Source organism: Micromonospora sp. NPDC127501, assembly GCF_040302185.1.
Taxonomy (GTDB): domain Bacteria; phylum Actinomycetota; class Actinomycetes; order Mycobacteriales; family Micromonosporaceae; genus Micromonospora.
In genome coordinates, this window is record NZ_JBEORJ010000014.1 from 40,028 (window position 1) to 56,468 (window position 16,441).

Annotated in this window: 20 protein-coding genes; 8 read left to right on the forward strand and 12 right to left on the reverse strand. The window is 69.3% G+C overall.

Features of this window, described 5'->3' with window-relative positions; all coding sequences use genetic code 11:
- Nucleotides 1-2,307 carry a malto-oligosyltrehalose synthase gene (gene treY / locus ABTW72_RS27350; RefSeq protein WP_350863300.1) on the forward strand — a complete coding sequence of 769 codons (2,307 nt, stop codon included), beginning with the start codon at nucleotides 1-3 and terminating at the stop codon, nucleotides 2,305-2,307.
- Complete coding sequence (gene treZ, locus ABTW72_RS27355; RefSeq protein ID WP_350863302.1) at nucleotides 2,304-4,028, forward strand: malto-oligosyltrehalose trehalohydrolase; 1,725 nt, start codon at nucleotides 2,304-2,306, stop codon at nucleotides 4,026-4,028. The genes treY and treZ overlap by 4 nt, the downstream gene beginning before the upstream one ends.
- 178 nt (nucleotides 4,029-4,206) lie before the next feature.
- On the opposite strand, the gene ABTW72_RS27360 is transcribed toward treZ, so the two are convergent.
- Nucleotides 4,207-4,827 (reverse strand): TetR/AcrR family transcriptional regulator, encoded by a 621-nt coding sequence (locus tag ABTW72_RS27360; protein ID WP_350863305.1) that lies wholly within the window; start codon nucleotides 4,825-4,827, stop codon nucleotides 4,207-4,209.
- Between the two features lie 195 nt (nucleotides 4,828-5,022).
- Between ABTW72_RS27360 and ABTW72_RS27365 the strand changes: the two genes are divergently transcribed.
- Nucleotides 5,023-5,478, forward strand: coding sequence for an anthrone oxygenase family protein (locus tag ABTW72_RS27365; RefSeq protein WP_196926089.1), 456 nt, complete (start codon nucleotides 5,023-5,025; stop codon nucleotides 5,476-5,478).
- Between the two features lie 242 nt (nucleotides 5,479-5,720).
- Here ABTW72_RS27365 and ABTW72_RS27370 read toward each other — a convergent pair whose 3' ends face one another.
- Entirely contained in the window at nucleotides 5,721-6,347 is a 627-nt protein-coding gene (locus ABTW72_RS27370; protein WP_350863308.1) for a TetR/AcrR family transcriptional regulator, read from the reverse strand.
- A gap of 39 nt (nucleotides 6,348-6,386) precedes the next feature.
- On the opposite strand from ABTW72_RS27370, the gene ABTW72_RS27375 reads away from it, so the two are divergent.
- Together ABTW72_RS27375 and ABTW72_RS27380 are read left to right on the forward strand one after the other, a co-directional pair.
- Nucleotides 6,387-7,217, forward strand: a complete 831-nt coding sequence (locus ABTW72_RS27375) for a hypothetical protein (RefSeq protein WP_350863311.1) — start codon at nucleotides 6,387-6,389, stop codon at nucleotides 7,215-7,217.
- Nucleotides 7,218-7,426: 209 nt separating this feature from the next.
- A complete protein-coding gene (locus ABTW72_RS27380) occupies nucleotides 7,427-7,612 on the forward strand; it encodes a hypothetical protein (protein WP_350863313.1) in 186 nt (61 codons plus the stop codon).
- 105 nt (nucleotides 7,613-7,717) lie between these two features.
- Here the strand turns inward: ABTW72_RS27380 and ABTW72_RS27385 are convergent, their stop codons facing one another.
- The 7 genes from ABTW72_RS27385 to ABTW72_RS27415 form a co-directional block, all read right to left on the reverse strand.
- Nucleotides 7,718-8,587, reverse strand: a complete 870-nt coding sequence (locus ABTW72_RS27385) for a hypothetical protein (protein ID WP_350863315.1) — start codon at nucleotides 8,585-8,587, stop codon at nucleotides 7,718-7,720.
- A gap of 80 nt (nucleotides 8,588-8,667) precedes the next feature.
- Nucleotides 8,668-9,135, reverse strand: coding sequence for a peptidase inhibitor family I36 protein (locus ABTW72_RS27390; RefSeq protein WP_091408216.1), 468 nt, complete (start codon nucleotides 9,133-9,135; stop codon nucleotides 8,668-8,670).
- Nucleotides 9,136-9,372: 237 nt separating this feature from the next.
- Nucleotides 9,373-9,546, reverse strand: a complete 174-nt coding sequence (locus ABTW72_RS27395) for a hypothetical protein (RefSeq protein WP_350863318.1) — start codon at nucleotides 9,544-9,546, stop codon at nucleotides 9,373-9,375.
- A gap of 56 nt (nucleotides 9,547-9,602) precedes the next feature.
- On the reverse strand, nucleotides 9,603-10,814 hold the full coding sequence (locus ABTW72_RS27400) for an MFS transporter (RefSeq protein WP_350863321.1): 1,212 nt from the start codon (nucleotides 10,812-10,814) through the stop codon (nucleotides 9,603-9,605).
- A 400-nt stretch (nucleotides 10,815-11,214) separates the two neighbouring features.
- Entirely contained in the window at nucleotides 11,215-11,637 is a 423-nt protein-coding gene (locus ABTW72_RS27405; RefSeq protein WP_350863324.1) for an SHOCT-like domain-containing protein, read from the reverse strand.
- Nucleotides 11,638-11,648: 11 nt separating this feature from the next.
- Nucleotides 11,649-11,906, reverse strand: coding sequence for a hypothetical protein (locus tag ABTW72_RS27410; protein ID WP_350863327.1), 258 nt, complete (start codon nucleotides 11,904-11,906; stop codon nucleotides 11,649-11,651).
- Nucleotides 11,906-12,283, reverse strand: coding sequence for a DUF2089 domain-containing protein (locus ABTW72_RS27415; protein ID WP_350863330.1), 378 nt, complete (start codon nucleotides 12,281-12,283; stop codon nucleotides 11,906-11,908). The genes ABTW72_RS27410 and ABTW72_RS27415 overlap by 1 nt, the downstream gene beginning before the upstream one ends.
- A gap of 210 nt (nucleotides 12,284-12,493) precedes the next feature.
- On the opposite strand from ABTW72_RS27415, the gene ABTW72_RS27420 reads away from it, so the two are divergent.
- The gene (locus ABTW72_RS27420) at nucleotides 12,494-12,826 is read left to right on the forward strand and encodes a YciI family protein (protein ID WP_350863332.1); all 333 of its coding nucleotides are present in this window, start codon (nucleotides 12,494-12,496) and stop codon (nucleotides 12,824-12,826) included.
- A gap of 12 nt (nucleotides 12,827-12,838) precedes the next feature.
- On the opposite strand, the gene ABTW72_RS27425 is transcribed toward ABTW72_RS27420, so the two are convergent.
- The 3 genes from ABTW72_RS27425 to ABTW72_RS27435 form a co-directional block, all read right to left on the reverse strand.
- Entirely contained in the window at nucleotides 12,839-13,615 is a 777-nt protein-coding gene (locus tag ABTW72_RS27425; RefSeq protein WP_350863335.1) for an alpha/beta hydrolase, read from the reverse strand.
- A 194-nt stretch (nucleotides 13,616-13,809) separates the two neighbouring features.
- A complete protein-coding gene (locus ABTW72_RS27430) occupies nucleotides 13,810-14,001 on the reverse strand; it encodes a hypothetical protein (RefSeq protein ID WP_350863338.1) in 192 nt (63 codons plus the stop codon).
- Between the two features lie 40 nt (nucleotides 14,002-14,041).
- Nucleotides 14,042-14,227, reverse strand: a complete 186-nt coding sequence (locus ABTW72_RS27435; RefSeq protein ID WP_350863341.1) for a hypothetical protein — start codon at nucleotides 14,225-14,227, stop codon at nucleotides 14,042-14,044.
- A 285-nt stretch (nucleotides 14,228-14,512) separates the two neighbouring features.
- On the opposite strand from ABTW72_RS27435, the gene ABTW72_RS27440 reads away from it, so the two are divergent.
- Nucleotides 14,513-15,097, forward strand: a complete 585-nt coding sequence (locus ABTW72_RS27440) for a winged helix-turn-helix domain-containing protein (RefSeq protein ID WP_350863344.1) — start codon at nucleotides 14,513-14,515, stop codon at nucleotides 15,095-15,097.
- A gap of 1 nt (nucleotide 15,098) precedes the next feature.
- On the forward strand, nucleotides 15,099-16,355 hold the full coding sequence (locus ABTW72_RS27445) for an MFS transporter (protein ID WP_350863347.1): 1,257 nt from the start codon (nucleotides 15,099-15,101) through the stop codon (nucleotides 16,353-16,355).
- The last annotated feature ends 86 nt before the right edge of the window (nucleotides 16,356-16,441 follow it).

The window sequence follows — 16,441 nt, forward strand, 5'->3', positions numbered from 1 at the left end:
ATGACGGCCACCCCTCCCACTGCCACCTACCGGGTCCAGGTCCGCCCCGGCTTCGACCTGGACGCCACCGCCGCGATCGTCGACTACCTGGACGACCTCGGCGTCAGCCACCTCTACAGCGCCCCGCTGCTGACCGCCACCCCCGGCTCACAGCACGGCTACGACGTGGTCGACCACCGGGCCGTCAACCCGGAGCTGGGCGGGGAGGCCGCCCGGCAGCGGCTGCTGTCCGCCCTGCGCGACAAGCAGCTCGGCCTGGTCGTCGACATCGTGCCCAACCACGCCGGGGTCGCCGTCCCGGCCGCCAACCCCGCCTGGTGGGACGTGCTGCGCCGGGGGCGCGACTCGGCGTACGCCGACTGGTTCGACATCGACTGGGACCGGGGCCGGCTGCTGCTGCCGGTGCTGGGTGACGACCCGGCCGCCCTGGACGACCTCAAGGTGGTCGACGGGGAGCTGCGCTACCACGAGCACCGCTTCCCGATCGCCGACGGCACCGGCGACGGCAGCGCCCGGGAGGTGCACGACCGGCAGCACTACGAGCTGGTCTCGTGGCGGCGCGGTGACGCCGAGCTGACGTACCGCCGGTTCTTCGCCATCGCGGGCCTGGCGGGTCTGCGGGTGGAGGACCCGGCGGTCTTCGCCGCCACCCACGAGCTGATCCTGCGCTGGGCCGCCGCCGGGGAGGTCGACGGCATCCGCGTCGACCACCCGGACGGCCTGCGCGACCCGGCCGGCTACCTGGCCCGGTTGCGGGCCGCCGCGCCCGACGCGTGGCTCGTGGTGGAGAAGATCCTGGAGTACGGCGAGGAACTGCCGGACTGGCCGGTGGACGGCACCACCGGCTACGACGCCCTGGCCGCGGTCGGCGGGCTCTTCGTCGACACCGACGCCGAGGGTGACTTCACCGCGCTGGACAACCGCCTCACCGGGCAGCACACCTCCTGGGAGGACCTGACCCACACCACCAAGCTGGCCGCCGCCACCCAACTGCTCGCCGCCGAGCTGACCCGGCTGGCCGCCCTCGCCCCCGAGGTGCCCACCGAGCAGGCCCGCGCGGCGCTCGCCGAGCTGGCCGCCGCGTTCGCCGTCTACCGGGGCTACCCGCCGCACGGTGCCCGGCACCTCGCCGCCGCCCGCTCCGAGGCCGGCCGCCGTCGCCCCGACCTGGCCGGTGCCCTGGACGCGGTCACCCGCCGACTGCGCAACCCCGACGACGAGCTGGGCATGCGGTTCCCGCAGCTCACCGGCGCGGTGATGGCCAAGGGCGTGGAGGACACCGCGTTCTACCGCTGGACCCGGTTCGTGGCGCTCAACGAGGTCGGCGACGACCCCTCCCACTTCGGGGTGCCGCCGGCGGAGTTCCACCGCTTCGCCGGCGCCCGCCAGGTCCGCTGGCCCGCCAGCATGACCACCCTCTCCACCCACGACACCAAACGCGGCGAGGACGTCCGCGCCCGGCTCGCCGTGCTCAGCGAACTGCCGGGCCGCTGGGCCGAGCAGGTCAAGGCCTGGATGGAGTACGCGCCGCTGCCCGACCCGGCCTTCGCCCACCTGCTCTGGCAGACCGCCGTCGGCGCGTGGCCGATCGAGCGGGAACGGCTGCACGCGTACGTCGAGAAGGCCGCCCGGGAGGCCGGAGCGTCGACCAGCTGGGCGGACCCCGACCCGGTCTTCGAGCAGGCAGTGCACACGGTGGTCAACCAGATGTACGACGACCCGAGCCTGCACGACGAGCTGACCGAACTCGCCGCCGCGATCACCCCGGCCGGCTGGTGCAACTCGCTCGGGCAGAAGCTGATCCAACTCACCATGCCCGGGGTGCCGGACACCTACCAGGGCACCGAGCTGTGGGACAACTCCCTCGTCGACCCGGACAACCGCCGCTCGGTCGACTTCGACGTACGCCGAGAGTTGCTGGCACGCATCGACGGCGGCTGGCGTCCCCCGATCGACACCGACGGAGCGGCGAAGCTGCTCGTCGTGTCGCGGACCCTGCGGTTGCGGCGGGCGCACCCGGAGCTGTTCACCACCTACCGGCCGGTGCCCGCGCACGGGCGGGTGGGCCGGCACGTGGTGGCGTTCGACCGGGGCGGCGTGATCGCCGTGGCGACCCGGCTGCCGCTGGGCCTGGCCCGCGCCGGTGGGTGGTGTGACACAGCCTTGTCACTTCCCGTTCACGAGATGAAGGACCTGTTCACCGGCCGGGTCTACAGTGGCGGGGAGACGCCGCTGGACACTCTTCTGGCCGATTACCCCGTCGCTCTGCTGGCTCCTCCCACCGCTGCCGAGGAGGCCGTTTCATGACCGAATTCTCCGTCTGGGCACCGGACGCCACCCGGGTGCGGCTGCGCCTGGCCGGCGACACCGACCACGAGATGCGCGCCGCCGCCGACGGCTGGTGGCGGGTCGACGTGCCCGACGCCGGCGTCGACTACTCCTTTCTGCTGAACGACGACGAAACCCCACTGCCCGACCCCCGGTCACCGTGGCAGCCTGCGGGGGTGCACGGGCCGAGCCGCCGCTACGACCACGCCGAATTCGCGTGGTCAGACAGCGCGTGGACCGGCCGGCAACTGCCCGGCAGCATCCTCTACGAGCTGCACATCGGCACCTTCACCCCGGAAGGCACCTTCGACGCGGCCATCGACCGCCTCGACCACCTGGTGTCGCTGGGCGTCGACCTGATCGAGTTGCTCCCGGTCAACGCCTTCAACGGCGAACACAACTGGGGGTACGACGGCGTCTGCTGGTACGCCCCACACGAGCCCTACGGCGGCCCCGACGGCCTGAAACGGTTCGTCGACGCCGCCCACGCTCGCGGGTTGGGGGTGATCCTCGACGTTGTCTACAACCATTTCGGGCCCTCCGGGGCCTACGCGCCGCGGTTCGGGCCCTACCTCGCCGAGCAGAGCAACAGTTGGGGTCGCTCGATCAACCTGGACGGCCCGCACTCCGACGAGGTACGCCGCTACATCATCGACAGCGTGCTCATGTGGCTGCGCGACTACCACGTCGACGGGCTGCGCCTGGACGCCGTCCACGCGCTGCCCGACTCGCGGGCGGTGCCCATCCTGGAAGAGTTGGCTGTTTCCGTCGAGTCGCTGTCGACGCACCTGGGGCGCCCGTTGTCGCTCATCGCCGAATCCGACCTCAACGACCCGCGGCTCATCACGCCGCGCGAGGCGGGCGGGTTCGGGCTGCACGCCCAGTGGAACGACGACGCGCACCACGCGCTGCACACGTTGCTGACGGGGGAGCGGCAGGGGTACTACGGGGACTTCGGCTCCCTGGAGACGCTGTCGGACGTGCTGACCGGCGGGTTCTTCCATGCCGGGACCTGGTCGAGCTTCCGCAACCGGCACCACGGGCGGCCTGTTGATCCCCGGGTGCCGGGGCACCGGTTCGTCGCCTACCTCCAGAACCACGACCAGATCGGCAACCGGGCTACCGGGGATCGGATCTCGGCATCTCTGTCGCCTTCGCTGCTCCGCGTTGGGGCCACGTTGCTGCTGACGGCGCCGTTCACTCCGATGCTGTTCATGGGGGAGGAGTGGGCTGCTTCCACGCCGTGGCAGTTCTTCACGTCGCACCCGGAGCCGGAGCTGGCCTCTGCGGTGCGGACCGGGCGGCGGCGGGAGTTCGCGTCGCACGGGTGGCCCGAGGGGGACGTGCCCGACCCGCAGGACCCGCAGACGTTCGTGCGGTCCCGGTTGGACTGGGCCGAACTGGACAAGCCTGAGCACGCTTCGATGTTGTCGTTCTACCAGCGGTTGATCGCTCTGCGGCGGTCGCTTCCTGACCTGTCGGATCCTCGGTTGAACGCCGTGTCTGTGCAGCACGGGGACCAGTTCCTGGTGATGCGGCGGGGAGACACGCTTGTCGTGGCGAACCTGGCTGGGCGGGGGCAGGGGATTTCGCTGCCCGGGGTGGCTCGGCGGGTGCTGCTGGCTACGGGGGAGGGGGTCACCGTGATGCGGGACCGTATTCAGTTGCCGGCGGAGACTGCGGCGATCGTGGCGTTGTGACGTCGATGGCGAATCGCGTGAAGAGGGACACGGATCGCGGCAGATCCGGATACTCGATCAGCGTGAGCGCCCGCTCAATGAACATTGGCGTCACTACAACGGGCGGCGCCCCGTCGGGCGCTGCAGTCGCAGCCCAACGATCCGACCGTCCCGTCGTTGACCTGACCCCACCAGCGGATCAGACGCCGGCCTCACCTTGTAGAGGGGCGACGCCATCGTAGGCACCGGTGACGGTCCTGAGGAGCTCGACATTGCTCGGGTAGGTTGCCGAGAGGAGTTCGCGTATTACGGGTTCACGGTCATAGTCGTCGGCCAGACGTAGACCGAGGATGACGTTGGCCATCATGCCGGCGGCGAGGGTCTGACTGGCTTGTTCGGGTGTGAGATCGCCGCGGTTGACGAGCAGTCGGTAGACGCGGAGGAAGCCGTCTCTGGCGAGTGGCCCGATCTCCGGATCGCTGCCGGCGGTGAAGGCGTGCGCGAGGCAGAGTTGCAATCCCTGCTCCTTGAACAGTTGAAGGTAGGCGACTCCGATACGCGGTGCGAGGTCGCCAGGTGCGTCGTCGTCGATCGTCTGCTCGAACACCTCGACCACTCTGTCGAGCGCGTGCTCGATCGCGGCTCTGATGAGCGCGTCTTTGCTGCCGAACAGGGACACCACGTAGGGCTGGCTCACGGCGGCCTCGCGGGCGATGTCTGCCGTGGTGGTTGCGGCGAAGCCCTTGCTGCCGAAGATCCGGATCGCCGCAGCGAGCACGGAAGCGCGTCGCTGGGACGAGGAGATTCGTTTCTGATCCATGATTGACATGTTATCAATCAATCAATAACCTCTGCGAGTGCGCTGCCGATCGGCCACCTCGGCGTGAGCGCCGGCGATCGCGGCGATCGGCTCCAGCCGTGCCTTCTCATGTGCGGTGTCACGTCGCGGATGCTGCGGCGCAGCTCGCCGATGGGGCGTGACACTGTGCAGTCCGGCACGATGAGGGGACCGGGTATGGACGTGCTGATGTTCGCCACCGTTGCGGTGCTGGGGTTCACGGCGTGCGCCGAGTTCGGCTCCTATGCATTTGTGCATCCGGTGGTCAAGCGTCTGGCGCCGCGTGACCACATCCTGGTCGAGCAGGGTCTGCTGCGTACCTTCGGGATTGTGATGCCGGTGCTGATGACGGCTTCGCTCGTGCTGGCTATCAGCTACGCGGCCCGCCCTGATGGGGCGGGGTTGCCCGAGGTGTTGCGGTGGGTTGCGGCCGCGACCTGGGCCACGGGCATCGTCACGACCGTGGTCGTGAACGTGCCGATCAACCTGTCCACACTGCGCTGGGACAAGGATTTCCCTCCGGAGCGCTGGCAAGAGCGCCGTAACCGCTGGGAGTGGTTTCAGGGATACCGTTCGTGGGCCTATCTCGCGGCCTTCCTGCTCGTCGCTCTCTCGGTCGCCACGGTCGGCTGAGTGAGTGTCGCTTTACCCCTTGACCACGTGAAGTGAGTTGACGGGATCCGTTGTGGTGTAGGGGATTACAGAAGCGGATATCGAACCAAGTGCGACCGGCTTGCCGACGGTCAGTCGCGGCCAGTACCCGCCTGGCTTTGGATGCGGTGCCCGTGGGACGAGGTGATGTGGCCTTCGTGGTCGTCGTCTACCTCGTAATCTTCCGTACCGGGACGGCCTGTCATGAGGCGCCTCATGACACTTCAGGTCAGGAGTTCGCGGGCCAGGGCCTCGGTCCACCAGCGTTCGACTTGATCGGGTTGCCAGCCGCGTTCGTCGGTCAGTGTGGTGTAGACGTCGATGTTGCAGATCGCCGCGTAGATATCGACGGCCGACGGAATGTCCAATCCTTCCCGGAGAGCGCCGCCCGGCCACGACGAGAACACCTGGATCCTGGTTTCGTCCCCCCGCTGACGGCCGTCGCGGTAGACGCTCGCCAGCTCGGGCTCGGTGCGGCCCGCCTCGCGCACGAGCGTGATGACGTCACCGGCGCGCTCGAAGAGGCGCCGGTCGTAGCCGGCCATCGCCGCGAGCTGCCGCACCGGATCGTTCTCGGCCCCTTCCAGTTCGGCAAGCGACTGCGATGGATCCGCGGCGATGTCTGCCGCGTCGGCCAGGGCTTGGATCAGCCCGGTCTTGTTCCCGTACACCGCGTAGACGGTCGGCACCGAGACCCCTGCCTCCCGCGCCACGTCACGTACCGTGGTCGCCGCCCAGCCCCGGGAGAGGAACAGCCGACGAGCGGCGCTGGCGATCTCACCCCTGGTCTCTGCCGCTTGCGCCGCCCGGCGCAGCGACTCGTACCTGCGCCTGCCTGCCTCGGCGGTCATGGCTTGCCCCCTTCGGTTTCCGCACCTTATATTGAATACATGCCACGTAAACGCCGCGTCGAACGAATCACCTGGACGTTTCCGCGGATCGCCGGACTCGCCGGACTCGGCTTCGCCATCCTGATCATCTCCATCAACGCCTTCCTGGTACCAGCCGGCCTGCCCCACACCGGTGCGGAGACCAACGACGTTGTCCAGTTCTTCACCACCCAACAGGGAACCGTCGGCCTCGCGTCAGCACTCGCACCGATCGCCTGGGTGCTGGCCACCCTGTTCGGCGCCGGCGCGGTCTCCGTGCTGTGGCGAACCGACCGCGAGCAAGGCACAGCCTGGTCGCTGGTTGGATTCGCCGGGGTGATCCTGCAGAACATAACCTTCACCGGCGTGATGGCCACCCGGCTCGCGCTCGCGTCAACGACCACGCACGACAGCGGCACGATCGCCGGACTCTGGGCACTGCACAACGCGCTGTTCATCTTCAACGGCACCTTTTTGGCACTGGCCATGACCGGCCTGTCCATCAGCGGCCGACGCGCCGACCTGATCCGCCGCTGGCACGGCGGGATCGGCCTGCTGGCCGCCGCACTCCAGTTCGGCTCGGCCGTGCTGAGCCCCCTGGTCATCGACGACCCCGGTCCGGTCGGTCTCCTCGGCCTTGTCGGCTGGCTGATCTGGGTCGTGTGGATCGTCGCCTACAGCATCACCCTGATCCGCCTGACATCCGTTCCCATCCAGGCGATACCGAACAACCAACGCACCGGTCCCGTTGAGTCACTTCGATCAGACCATCGGCAGGCCGATCTACCCGACGGCCAGCGTCGCCATCCAGCACGGCAGCGCGTCGAACCGCCGGAGAGCGCGCAGGCATAGACATCCGCTCATCGGCAGATCCGGAAGCCGTGCGGGAACCGGGCGACGCCTAGCCCTAACCGCGGCCCCAACCGCCGCGAACGCATCACCCCCACCAAGCGCACCCCGGTGATCATGAGATTGACGGGCCTTTCGAAGATCGAACCGGCCGTCAACCTCATGATCACCGGCGTGGGGCCAGGGGCGAGCCGCAGCGATCGGCGGGAGGCGTGGCGGCGGTTGCCGGCCGAGTACCGGGCGCGTATCTGGTGGACGTCGCGCGGGCGTACCTCCAGGTGGGTGACGTGCGCGGCGCTGCCCGCGCGCTCGTCGACGCGGCGCTGCCCGCGCGCTCGTCGACGCGGACAGCGTCGCGCCGGCTGCGGTCCGGTGTCGGCCTCTGGCGCGTACCGTGATCGCCGATGTTGCCCGCGCGCAGCCGGCGCCGGCCGGTGTGCCGCGACTGGCGACGGTGGTCGGCCTCACCCGCTGACCGACCTACCCGCCGGTCGCGGCTGGCCTCACCTCGTCGCCAGCACGCGTCGGCCGTTGGCGAGCCGGGCGCTCTTGGCCTGCTCGTAGCGTTCGATGTCGGCGGAGCGGCTCGCGATCGTGCGCCGCTGGTGCTCCACCATCGTCGCTTGCCAGATCGTCACGAGATCCGTGCTGTCCTTGCACGCGACGTCGGCCACCGCGGTCCGGCGCTCCACGTCGCTGGGATGGTCGGTGCTCCACCTCGGGTCGTCGTTGGCCTGCCAGGGGTCGGCGTAGGTGAACCCCTTGCCGGCCATGCACGTCGACCAGGCCCGGAAGGCGGCCTGAACGCGCGTGTCCTGCTCTGCCTGTTGGCCGGCTCGCACGGCCAGGTCGTACAGGAACGTCTCGTCGACCGGTGGCGCGCCCTCGGCGAGGTGCCGGGTCGCCTCGCCGAGGCAGCCGCCCGCAGGGATCCGGCCGCCGGCCGGCTCCGGTCCGTCGGTGCCGAACCGGGTGCCGGTCAGCGCCAGCGCCGTCTTTTCCGGAGGCGGTGGAGGCTTGTCCTCAGCCGCGTCACCGCCGGGTGCGGCGTGGTAACCGAGGCGCTGCGCCTGGTCGTGCTCCACCAGCCCGTACAGCCCGTCGCGGGTGGCAGCCGGGTCCGTGTGGTGCGGTTCCGGCGGCCGGTAGGAGATGCCGAGCCGGCGCATGCAGGCCACGACCAGCTTCGCCTCGGCCCGCTGGAGAAGCAGATCCTCGTCCCCGGACGGGAACAGTCGGTCCAACGGAAGGCTCATGGTCGCCGCCGGTGTTGGCGCTGCGGGCCGCTGCGCGGGCCGGCTCGGTTCACAGGCGGTCCCGGCAGCGACGGTCAGGCAGGCCAGCACCAGGGCCGCGAATTGGCTACGGATCATGGGCATGGAGACCTCGCTCAGGGTGGAGGGGCTCGCGTTGACCGCTGTTTCGCGGCCGACGCGAGCCCCTCGATGCGGTCCTACGGACGGCAGCGGGTCTGCGGCTGGCCGGCCCAGACGAAGCAGAACGAGCTGAATCGGTCGTCCCAGTGGTTCCCGTTCTGGTCCCGGTCCAGCGTGAGGTTCAGGGCCTCGTCCGACTGGCCGCTGTTGGCCTTCTGCCGCCAGAAGTAGAGGCCCCGGTAGTTCTCGTGCTCGAAGAGGCGGACGGCATTCTGCGTGTCGTAGTTGCGCAGCGAGCTGACGTTGTCATGCAGTAAGCAGTCCGAGGTACAGGCAGCCACGAACGACCATTGCTTGAAGTCCGCAGTGGTCGAGAGGGTGTCGTAGCGACCGCCGCGCAGGTCAGGGTGCTGCCACATGCACAGTTCGCCGCTCTCGCACACGCCGTTGCGCGAGGTCGCCGCCTGGGCCGGGCTGGCCACGGCCAGGAGCCCGCCGGCCGCCAGCGCCAGCGCACCGAAGAACGCCAGGATTTGTCGCTTCATGAGTCTCCTTAGCTTGGGGATCCTTCTGCCCGGAGCTGAGTGATTGTGCTGGTGGCACCGGTGTGGACGAGGTCAGTCAACCCCGGGGACAGCGGCGCAGCCGAGACATTCGAACCAGCTCGAATGTCGCTCCTGCCGGCGTTTCCCGGGCTGCCGCTGAGGGTCCACCCCGGGTTTGGTGAGGGCCGTCCAGGTTGGTGCCTCCGGCAGCCCGCGCGCCAGGGCGACGGCGCATGGCTACGTCAGGGCGTCACGGTGGCCGGGCGACGGGGGTACGACGCCGAGGAGTACGCCGAGCAGCCAGGCGGCCAGGCCGAGCCGCTCGCGACGGACGTCGGTCAGTGGCGGTAGCAGCAAAGTGGTGACGAGCGTGCCTCGCCAGTCGAATATCACCGCCCGGAACTGACGCACGGGTCAGACCCTGCGTGGGCGAGTGCCGTTGCAGGCCCAGACGATGTGCCGGTTGTTCATCCCTGTCCTCCTCCTCGGGCTGCACCGATGGGGGACGTGTTGCCCGGTGCCGCTGCCCGTGGGGTCCTCGCGATGGTCACCATCACGGCGGTGCTGAGCAGCGCCGCGACGGGTGCGAGGGCCAGGCCGTAGCGGACGCCGTTCGCCACCACCAGACCGGTGAGTGCCGAGCCGGCGGCACTCCCGACGGTGAACGCGGTAGCGACCCAGGCGAACGCCTCAGCGACGGTGCCCGGCATCGCCAGCTGGTCCACCTTGAGGAAGATGGCGGTCAACACCGGTGGGAGGGCCAGGCCGCTGACGGCAAGCAGCACCGCCATCACGGTAGGACGTGGCGTCAGCAGCAGCGGAATGAAACCGAGCGCCAGCGCGGCGGCGAGCAGCGGCAGACGCCGAGGTCCACCAGGCCCCGCCCGCGTGTAGAGCAGACCGCCCGTCAGCGCGCCGGCCGCCTGAGCAGCGAGAAGCCAGCCTGCCAGGTGCCGATCACCGGCCGACTCCGCATAGGCGGTGACCGCGACCGCGATGCCGCCGACCGCCAGACCCGTACCGGCAACCCCCACCAGCAGCACCATGAACTGCGGTACCCGCAGCGGACCGGCCCAGTGCCGTACCACCGGAACTCCGCGCCAGGCACGTACGGATGGGGCCCAGACGAACAGAGCTGTGCCAGCGAGCTGTAGGAGTGCCGCCACGACCAGCCCCGCTGGCGGCCCGCCGAGTGCCACTGCGAGCAGTGTGCTGAGCGGACCAACGACGAAGATCACTTCCTGGACGGCAACGTCCAGCGCATAGGCGACCGGTACGGCCGCCGGCGGCACGATGCCCGGCCACAGCGAGCGCAGGCACGCCTCCAACGGGGGAGTGCCGAGCCCGGCGACCGCAGCGCCGACGGCGGCCCCGGTTGCGCCCAGGCTGCCGGTAGCCACAAAGACGAATCCGGTGCCAGAGAGGACAGCCGAGATCCACAACACCGGAGGCTGACGCCAACGGTCCACCGCGCGGGCGAGTAGCGGGGTGCCCACCGCCATCGCGGCGGTGTAGGCGGCGACGAGCAATCCGGCCGCGGCCAGACTGAGTGACTGCCGGGCGAACAGCAGTAGAGCGAGCGGGCCGGAGGCCGACGGCAGCCGGCCGACCTGGGCGGTGGACAGGACCCAGAGCACTTGCGGGGTACGGAGAACTCCCCGGATACCGGGTGAGGGCATGGGACATCGCTCCCGGGCGATGGAAAGGGTAAGAGGATCCGTGGGCAACCGCCGGCACGGGTCAGGGAGCGAAGTCGGACCGATCGTGATCATTGCCGTACAACGGCAGAGCGGGCGTGACCCAACGGGCGTATGCAGCCGCAACCGCCTCCACCGGAATCACGTGCCGACGGTATCGCACGAGACGCCGCGGACGCTGCCCTGCCACCAGTACGCGCACTACGGGCAGTTGGTGCGGGTGTTGCACCACGGAGGGACCACCCGCCCGAGTGGTCCCTCCGCTGGTGCCGGTGCGCGGCTAGACTTCAGGTTGGCAGTTCACCTGTGCTCTGCTGCGGCGGGCGCAGCCTCGGGAGGGTGTTCCAGCACCCTCTCGAGGGGCCGTCCCATCGGACGGCGCCTACTCGCAGAAGACGCGCACTGTGGCATCGGGTGAATCCACCTCCACTGTCACCTCGTCGAGGTGCTCCACGAGCGCCTCCAACTGCTCGGGCTTGAGCTGCGTCAGGTCGATCGGCACACCCGAGTCGCTGAGTGAGGCATTGGCCTTGACCAGGGCCTGCGGCGGGATCAGCGCCGCCAGCCGTACGCCGGCCCGCAGCAGTTGCAGTGGCACCCGCACGTTGACCCGCGACGGCTCGCCGTTGTCGGTGGCGTCCACCACCACCCGCAGGTACTTCACCCTGCCCTTCGGCCGGGCGTCGTGACTCGCCGTCGCCGGTGCCTGGTCCCGTTCGAGTGCCGCGATGAGCTGCTCCGCCTCCTCGGCGGTGATCTTGCCGGCGGCCAGCATGTCGAGGATGTCCTTGCGTTGTTCGGTCATTCGAACCTCTCCTATCGGATGGCCACGAGCACGGCCGTGCGGCCCTGCTCGATGTCGAAGCGGGCGCCGGGCAGCGCGGAGATGACACGCCAAGCGGCGCCGAGTGCGCGCACCACGCCGATGCGGAACACGACGCAGGCCACGATCGCCGCCAGCACGACCAGGACCACGACCGGGAAGAGCACGAGCACCACGGGAAGCACAGGAACCCAGACGCGGAGGGGCCGGCGGTCCGGGCGGTTGACCTTGACGGTCACCAGCTGCGGCATCACGTCCGGCCGTCCAACTCGGCCAGCGCCTCCTGTGCGGTGATCTCACCGCGGCGCAACCGGTCGATGATGTCGGCTCGCGAGGGCGCCGGGTCGGTCTCGACGAAGTCGAGCATCTGGGTGATCCGGTTGAGCCGTGACTTGATCGTCGGGTAGCTCACCCCGAAGATGCGTTCCATCTCCTTGATCGAACCGTGGCAGCGCACGAACGCCGTGACGAAGACCTGATCATCGACGTTGAGCTGAGCCAGTTGCGGTGGCTCGAACTCGCCCTCGATCGCGACGCCGTTGCTCGCCAGGCGCACCCGCTCGACGACGAACGGCTGCCCTCGCGTCAGGCTGGTGAGTTCCTGCCAGTCCATCGCCTGCTCTGTCATACCTAAATTTGTAACTCAGAAAACTTCAACTTCCAAGAGGTTGATCTTAATTTTATTAAGTTCGTACGTAGCGCGGCGGAGGTGGCGTCGGGATGCGGCGGACGGGTTGGCCGTTGAGGTTCACCACGACGGCTCGCGTTGCTGGCCCAGTAGCGCGGGGACCGTGATCACGGATCGGTGGCAGGAGCAGGCCGTCGGTACGATGCGGGAATGGGCAGGTTCCTTGCGCTCTTCAACGGCGCGGCTGACGACGCCGACAAGGCCGAACTCACCGAGCAGCAGCAGACCGAGTTCATGAACGCGTGGGCGTCGTGGGCGCAGGCCAACGAGAACGCCATCGTCGACCCCGGCGCTCCCGTGTACGCGAAGAAGCTGGTCACGGCGCGAGGTGTCGAGGACTTCACCGACGCCCTGATCGCCTACACCATCGTGGAAGCGGGCTCGCACGACGAGGCGGTTCAGATCTTCTCCGGGCACCCGCACCTGGGGCTGTTCGCCGGAAACTCGATAGCGGTCCTGGAGTGTCCGCCGCCGCCCAGCTGACGCGCGCGCCGATCATGTCGTTGCTGTCCGGTCGAGGAGGAACCGCGCCGTGGCGTCGATGACGTCGTCGAAGTGCCGGCCGTTGCCGGGGTAGTGGAATCCGTGTTCGGCGTCTTCGTACTCCAGGAGCGTGCACTCGTTGCCGGCGCGGACCATCGCGTCCCGGAAGTGCCGCGCCGAGCCGATCGGCTCGACCTCGTCGCGGGTGCCGTGGTGGATCTGCATCGGCGGGATGCCCGGCCGCACGAACTCGTTCAGCGAGTACTCGATCAGTCTGCCGTCGGCGATACCGACCTGCCGTGCGAGGTGGCGCTGCGCGTCCGGCTCAAGCGAGCCCAGATTCAGTCCGGCAGGGTTGAGGGCCACGGTGGCCGCGACGCCGAACGTCGGTGCCGTGCGGGACGGGGTCGTCGCGGCGAGCATCGCGAGATGAGCGCCGGCTGAGCTGCCACCCGAGGCTAGGTGCCGCGCTTCGAGCCCGCGCGACGCTGCCAGCCGACCGAACCGCTCGACCGCGCGTCGCACGTCAGCGAGGCAGTCGTCGATGCTGGCCGCGCCACGATTGAGCAGCCGGTAGCCGGCCGACACCGCGAGGATTCCCCGCGACGCCAGTGCTCGGCAGTGCGGGGCGAGCCCGTCGGGCGATCCCTCCCGCAAAGCGCCGCCATGGAACAGGACGATGCCGGCGCGTGGCGGCGTGCCCCCGGCAGGCTCGAAGACCAGCAGGGGCAGTTCACTGCCGTCGGCGGCCCGGTAGGACGCCGAGGACTCGCTACCGGCCCTCGTCATGACCGCGTCCGATCATTGGTCGCGCACCTCTGCAAGCTGATTGGCGCCGGGACGTGTCGTCCTGTCAGGAGTGCGGGCGGTATGGCCACAGCGGACGCCGTTCGCCAGCGCGGCCTGGCCGTCACCGTGGTGGCCGCGATCGTGCGTCCCGGCTCCTGGGCACCTCGACTTCAGGAGATTCGAGGGCCGTGCCGTCAGCCGTCAGAGCGACGCCGTCGTTCCCTCACCGCGAAGCCCACCGCCAGGACAAGCAGCCCAACCGCGATCAGCCCGCCGCTCAGGTATCGAAGCGCTGGTGACACCTCCGGCCAGGCGAACTGCACCGCGATGATCAACACGAAGAACGCGAGGAGAACCAGCGCGCCCGTTGCTTGCCGACGTCGCATCGTGAACCCCCTTGATCCCCTGCGCATATCTGTGGCTTCCTCAGTCCCTCTGCTGCTGCCGGCGGCGCAGCACGTGCACGAGCACGGCAGTCAGGACCAGGATGATGATCACGGCGGATGTGCCCACGAACGCGTCTGGATAGCGCTCACCGATGGTGCTGGCGAGCACGTACCCGATGATGGTGCCCAAGACGATGAGGAGTACGCCGAGAGTCGGTCGTTTCACTGGCCTCACTCCTAAGTGGCAACCGGACCTGACCCTGTTGGTTGTGCTCGAAGTTGTCGTCGGCCAAACCTGTGGGATGGCGGGCGCGTCGAACAGGCTCGTCAGGTGGTCAAGGAGTTGTCGTTCGAGCCTTACGCCGGACGAGTGTGTCGCGGATGGAACTCGGCCAGAATGATCCGCCGCCGGCGGACAACCTCCAGGGTTGCGGCCCAACCCGAAAGACTTGTTGCGAAAGTAGGCCGTGAGGACGTATAAACGAAAGCAGTCTTTCGCTAAGGGGTGCCGATGGAGCAGAACGAGCCAGAACGTCGGGTGCGCGTCCAGGACGCCACCGCGCTGCGCGCCCTCGCGCACCCGTTGCGCCTGCGGCTGCTGCGCTACCTGCTGGCCGCCGGCCCGAGAACCGCCGCGCAGTGCGCCGACGCCCTGGACGACACCGGATCGAACTGCAGCTACCACCTGCGTCAACTGGCCCGGCACGGCCTCATCGAGCGGGTCCCCGCCGAGGGGGCCAACCGGCGTGACCGACCGTGGCGCGCCGCCGCCACCGGGCTCGAACTCCTCCCGGACCCCAATGATGCCGAGGGGCAGCAGATCACCGACGCGCTGACCGCCCTGGAACTCGACGAGGTGTTCCGATCGTTGCAGCGCTACCAGCAACAGCAGCGCAAACTGACCGACGAGTGGCGGGAGAGCGCCACCTTCCACAGCTACACGCTCTCGCTCACTCCGGAGGAGCTGCGGCACCTCGCCCTGACCCTGGACGCCGTCATCCGGCCGTACCTGCGCCCGTTGCGCACCGCACCCCCGAGCGACGCCCGGCCCGTCAGTCTCAACCTTCAGGCGTACCCCACGCCGGAGTTCCTCTGAGATGGTGACTCTGCTGCGACACCGCGGATTCGTCCTGATCTGGGCTGCTGGGCTCTTCTCCAGCGTGGCGAGCTGGTTGCTGCTCACGGGGCTGCCGATCTATGTGTTCGGGGTGACCGGTTCGGCGCTCACCACCTCCGCCGTCTTCCTCGTCGAGCTTCTGTGCGGCATCACGCTGGGATCGTTCGCCGGTGCTCTGGCCGATCGTTTCGACCGGTTCCGGCTCATGAGCTGCGTCGCCGCGTTGCAGGCCGCCGTGGTGGTCCCGCTGCTCGGTCAGCCCGACCACCACCTGTGGCTCATCTCGCTGGTCGCCGGGGCCCAGGCGGTGCTGACGCAGACGTTCGACTCCGCCCGCAACGCCGCGCTGCCACGCCTCGTCGAGCCCGCGCACCTGGTGCGCGCCAACAGCGTGATAGCGCTCAACATGAGTGTGGGACGGCTCATCGGAGGTTCGCTGGGCGGGTTCGCGATCACCCGTGACGGCACCCGTTACCTGGCTGTCGGCGCCGCCGTGGCCTTCGCGATCACGGCAGCCCTGATCGCCGCCGGCCGCCGCGCCGCCCACCACGCAACTGCGCAGCCGGCGCCCCCGGACCGTACGTCGTCGTTCTTCACCGCCTGGCGACACGGCCTCACGGCGATGCTGCGCAACCGTGCCGTGCGGATGACGCTCATGAGTGTGGCGTTGGGCGGCATCGCGCAGGGCCTGTTCGTGGTGCTCTTCGTCGTCTTCGTCAGCCGCGCGCTGCACGCCGACGGCACCCTCACCGGTGTGCTGCGCGGCGTGCAGGCGATCGGTGGCGTGGCGGGTGGGCTCATCGTCGGCATGCTGGGCGCCCGGCTCAGCCCTCGGCTGCTGATGAGCCTCGGGGCGACCACCTTCGCCCTGATCAGCCTGGTCATCTGGAACGGACCGGCGGTCACCCGTCAACCCGAGTGGTACGTCGTGCTGTTCATCCTGGTCGGCGCGCCGGGCATCGCGTACGCCAGCGGAGCTTTCGCGCAGATCCAACAGAGCGTGCCCGACACCGAGTTGGGCCGGGCCTTCGGCGTCTACTACGCGATCTTCAACGCCTCTCAGGGGCTGGGCATGGCGGCTGCCGGCCTGCTCGGCGACGTGCTCAGCGTCGTGCTCGTGCTCAACGTGCAGGCGCTGCTGTACCTGGCTTCGGGTGCGGTCGCCCACCTGGGCCTGCGCTCAGTCCGGCAGCAGCGTCACGCCGTACGGCGGCGCGCCACCGTCGACGTCGGGTAGACCATGCTCGCGGCGGTTCGGCGGCAGGCGTGGTCCACGGCCTCAATCCGGCCGCTGTCGTCGGCGGCCCCGCAGCGGCCGCCGAC

Coding starts and splice junctions, on each gene's coding strand:
- treY (WP_350863300.1), top strand. CDS start 1: ATGACGGCCACCCCTCCCACTGCCACCTACCGGGTCCAGGTCCGCCCC.
- treZ (WP_350863302.1), top strand. CDS start 2,304: ATGACCGAATTCTCCGTCTGGGCACCGGACGCCACCCGGGTGCGGCTG.
- ABTW72_RS27360 (WP_350863305.1), bottom strand. CDS start 4,827: ATGGATCAGAAACGAATCTCCTCGTCCCAGCGACGCGCTTCCGTGCTC.
- ABTW72_RS27365 (WP_196926089.1), top strand. CDS start 5,023: ATGGACGTGCTGATGTTCGCCACCGTTGCGGTGCTGGGGTTCACGGCG.
- ABTW72_RS27370 (WP_350863308.1), bottom strand. CDS start 6,347: ATGACCGCCGAGGCAGGCAGGCGCAGGTACGAGTCGCTGCGCCGGGCG.
- ABTW72_RS27375 (WP_350863311.1), top strand. CDS start 6,387: ATGCCACGTAAACGCCGCGTCGAACGAATCACCTGGACGTTTCCGCGG.
- ABTW72_RS27385 (WP_350863315.1), bottom strand. CDS start 8,587: ATGATCCGTAGCCAATTCGCGGCCCTGGTGCTGGCCTGCCTGACCGTC.
- ABTW72_RS27390 (WP_091408216.1), bottom strand. CDS start 9,135: ATGAAGCGACAAATCCTGGCGTTCTTCGGTGCGCTGGCGCTGGCGGCC.
- ABTW72_RS27400 (WP_350863321.1), bottom strand. CDS start 10,814: ATGCCCTCACCCGGTATCCGGGGAGTTCTCCGTACCCCGCAAGTGCTC.
- ABTW72_RS27405 (WP_350863324.1), bottom strand. CDS start 11,637: ATGACCGAACAACGCAAGGACATCCTCGACATGCTGGCCGCCGGCAAG.
- ABTW72_RS27410 (WP_350863327.1), bottom strand. CDS start 11,906: ATGCCGCAGCTGGTGACCGTCAAGGTCAACCGCCCGGACCGCCGGCCC.
- ABTW72_RS27415 (WP_350863330.1), bottom strand. CDS start 12,283: ATGACAGAGCAGGCGATGGACTGGCAGGAACTCACCAGCCTGACGCGA.
- ABTW72_RS27420 (WP_350863332.1), top strand. CDS start 12,494: ATGGGCAGGTTCCTTGCGCTCTTCAACGGCGCGGCTGACGACGCCGAC.
- ABTW72_RS27425 (WP_350863335.1), bottom strand. CDS start 13,615: ATGACGAGGGCCGGTAGCGAGTCCTCGGCGTCCTACCGGGCCGCCGAC.
- ABTW72_RS27430 (WP_350863338.1), bottom strand. CDS start 14,001: ATGCGACGTCGGCAAGCAACGGGCGCGCTGGTTCTCCTCGCGTTCTTC.
- ABTW72_RS27440 (WP_350863344.1), top strand. CDS start 14,513: ATGGAGCAGAACGAGCCAGAACGTCGGGTGCGCGTCCAGGACGCCACC.
- ABTW72_RS27445 (WP_350863347.1), top strand. CDS start 15,099: ATGGTGACTCTGCTGCGACACCGCGGATTCGTCCTGATCTGGGCTGCT.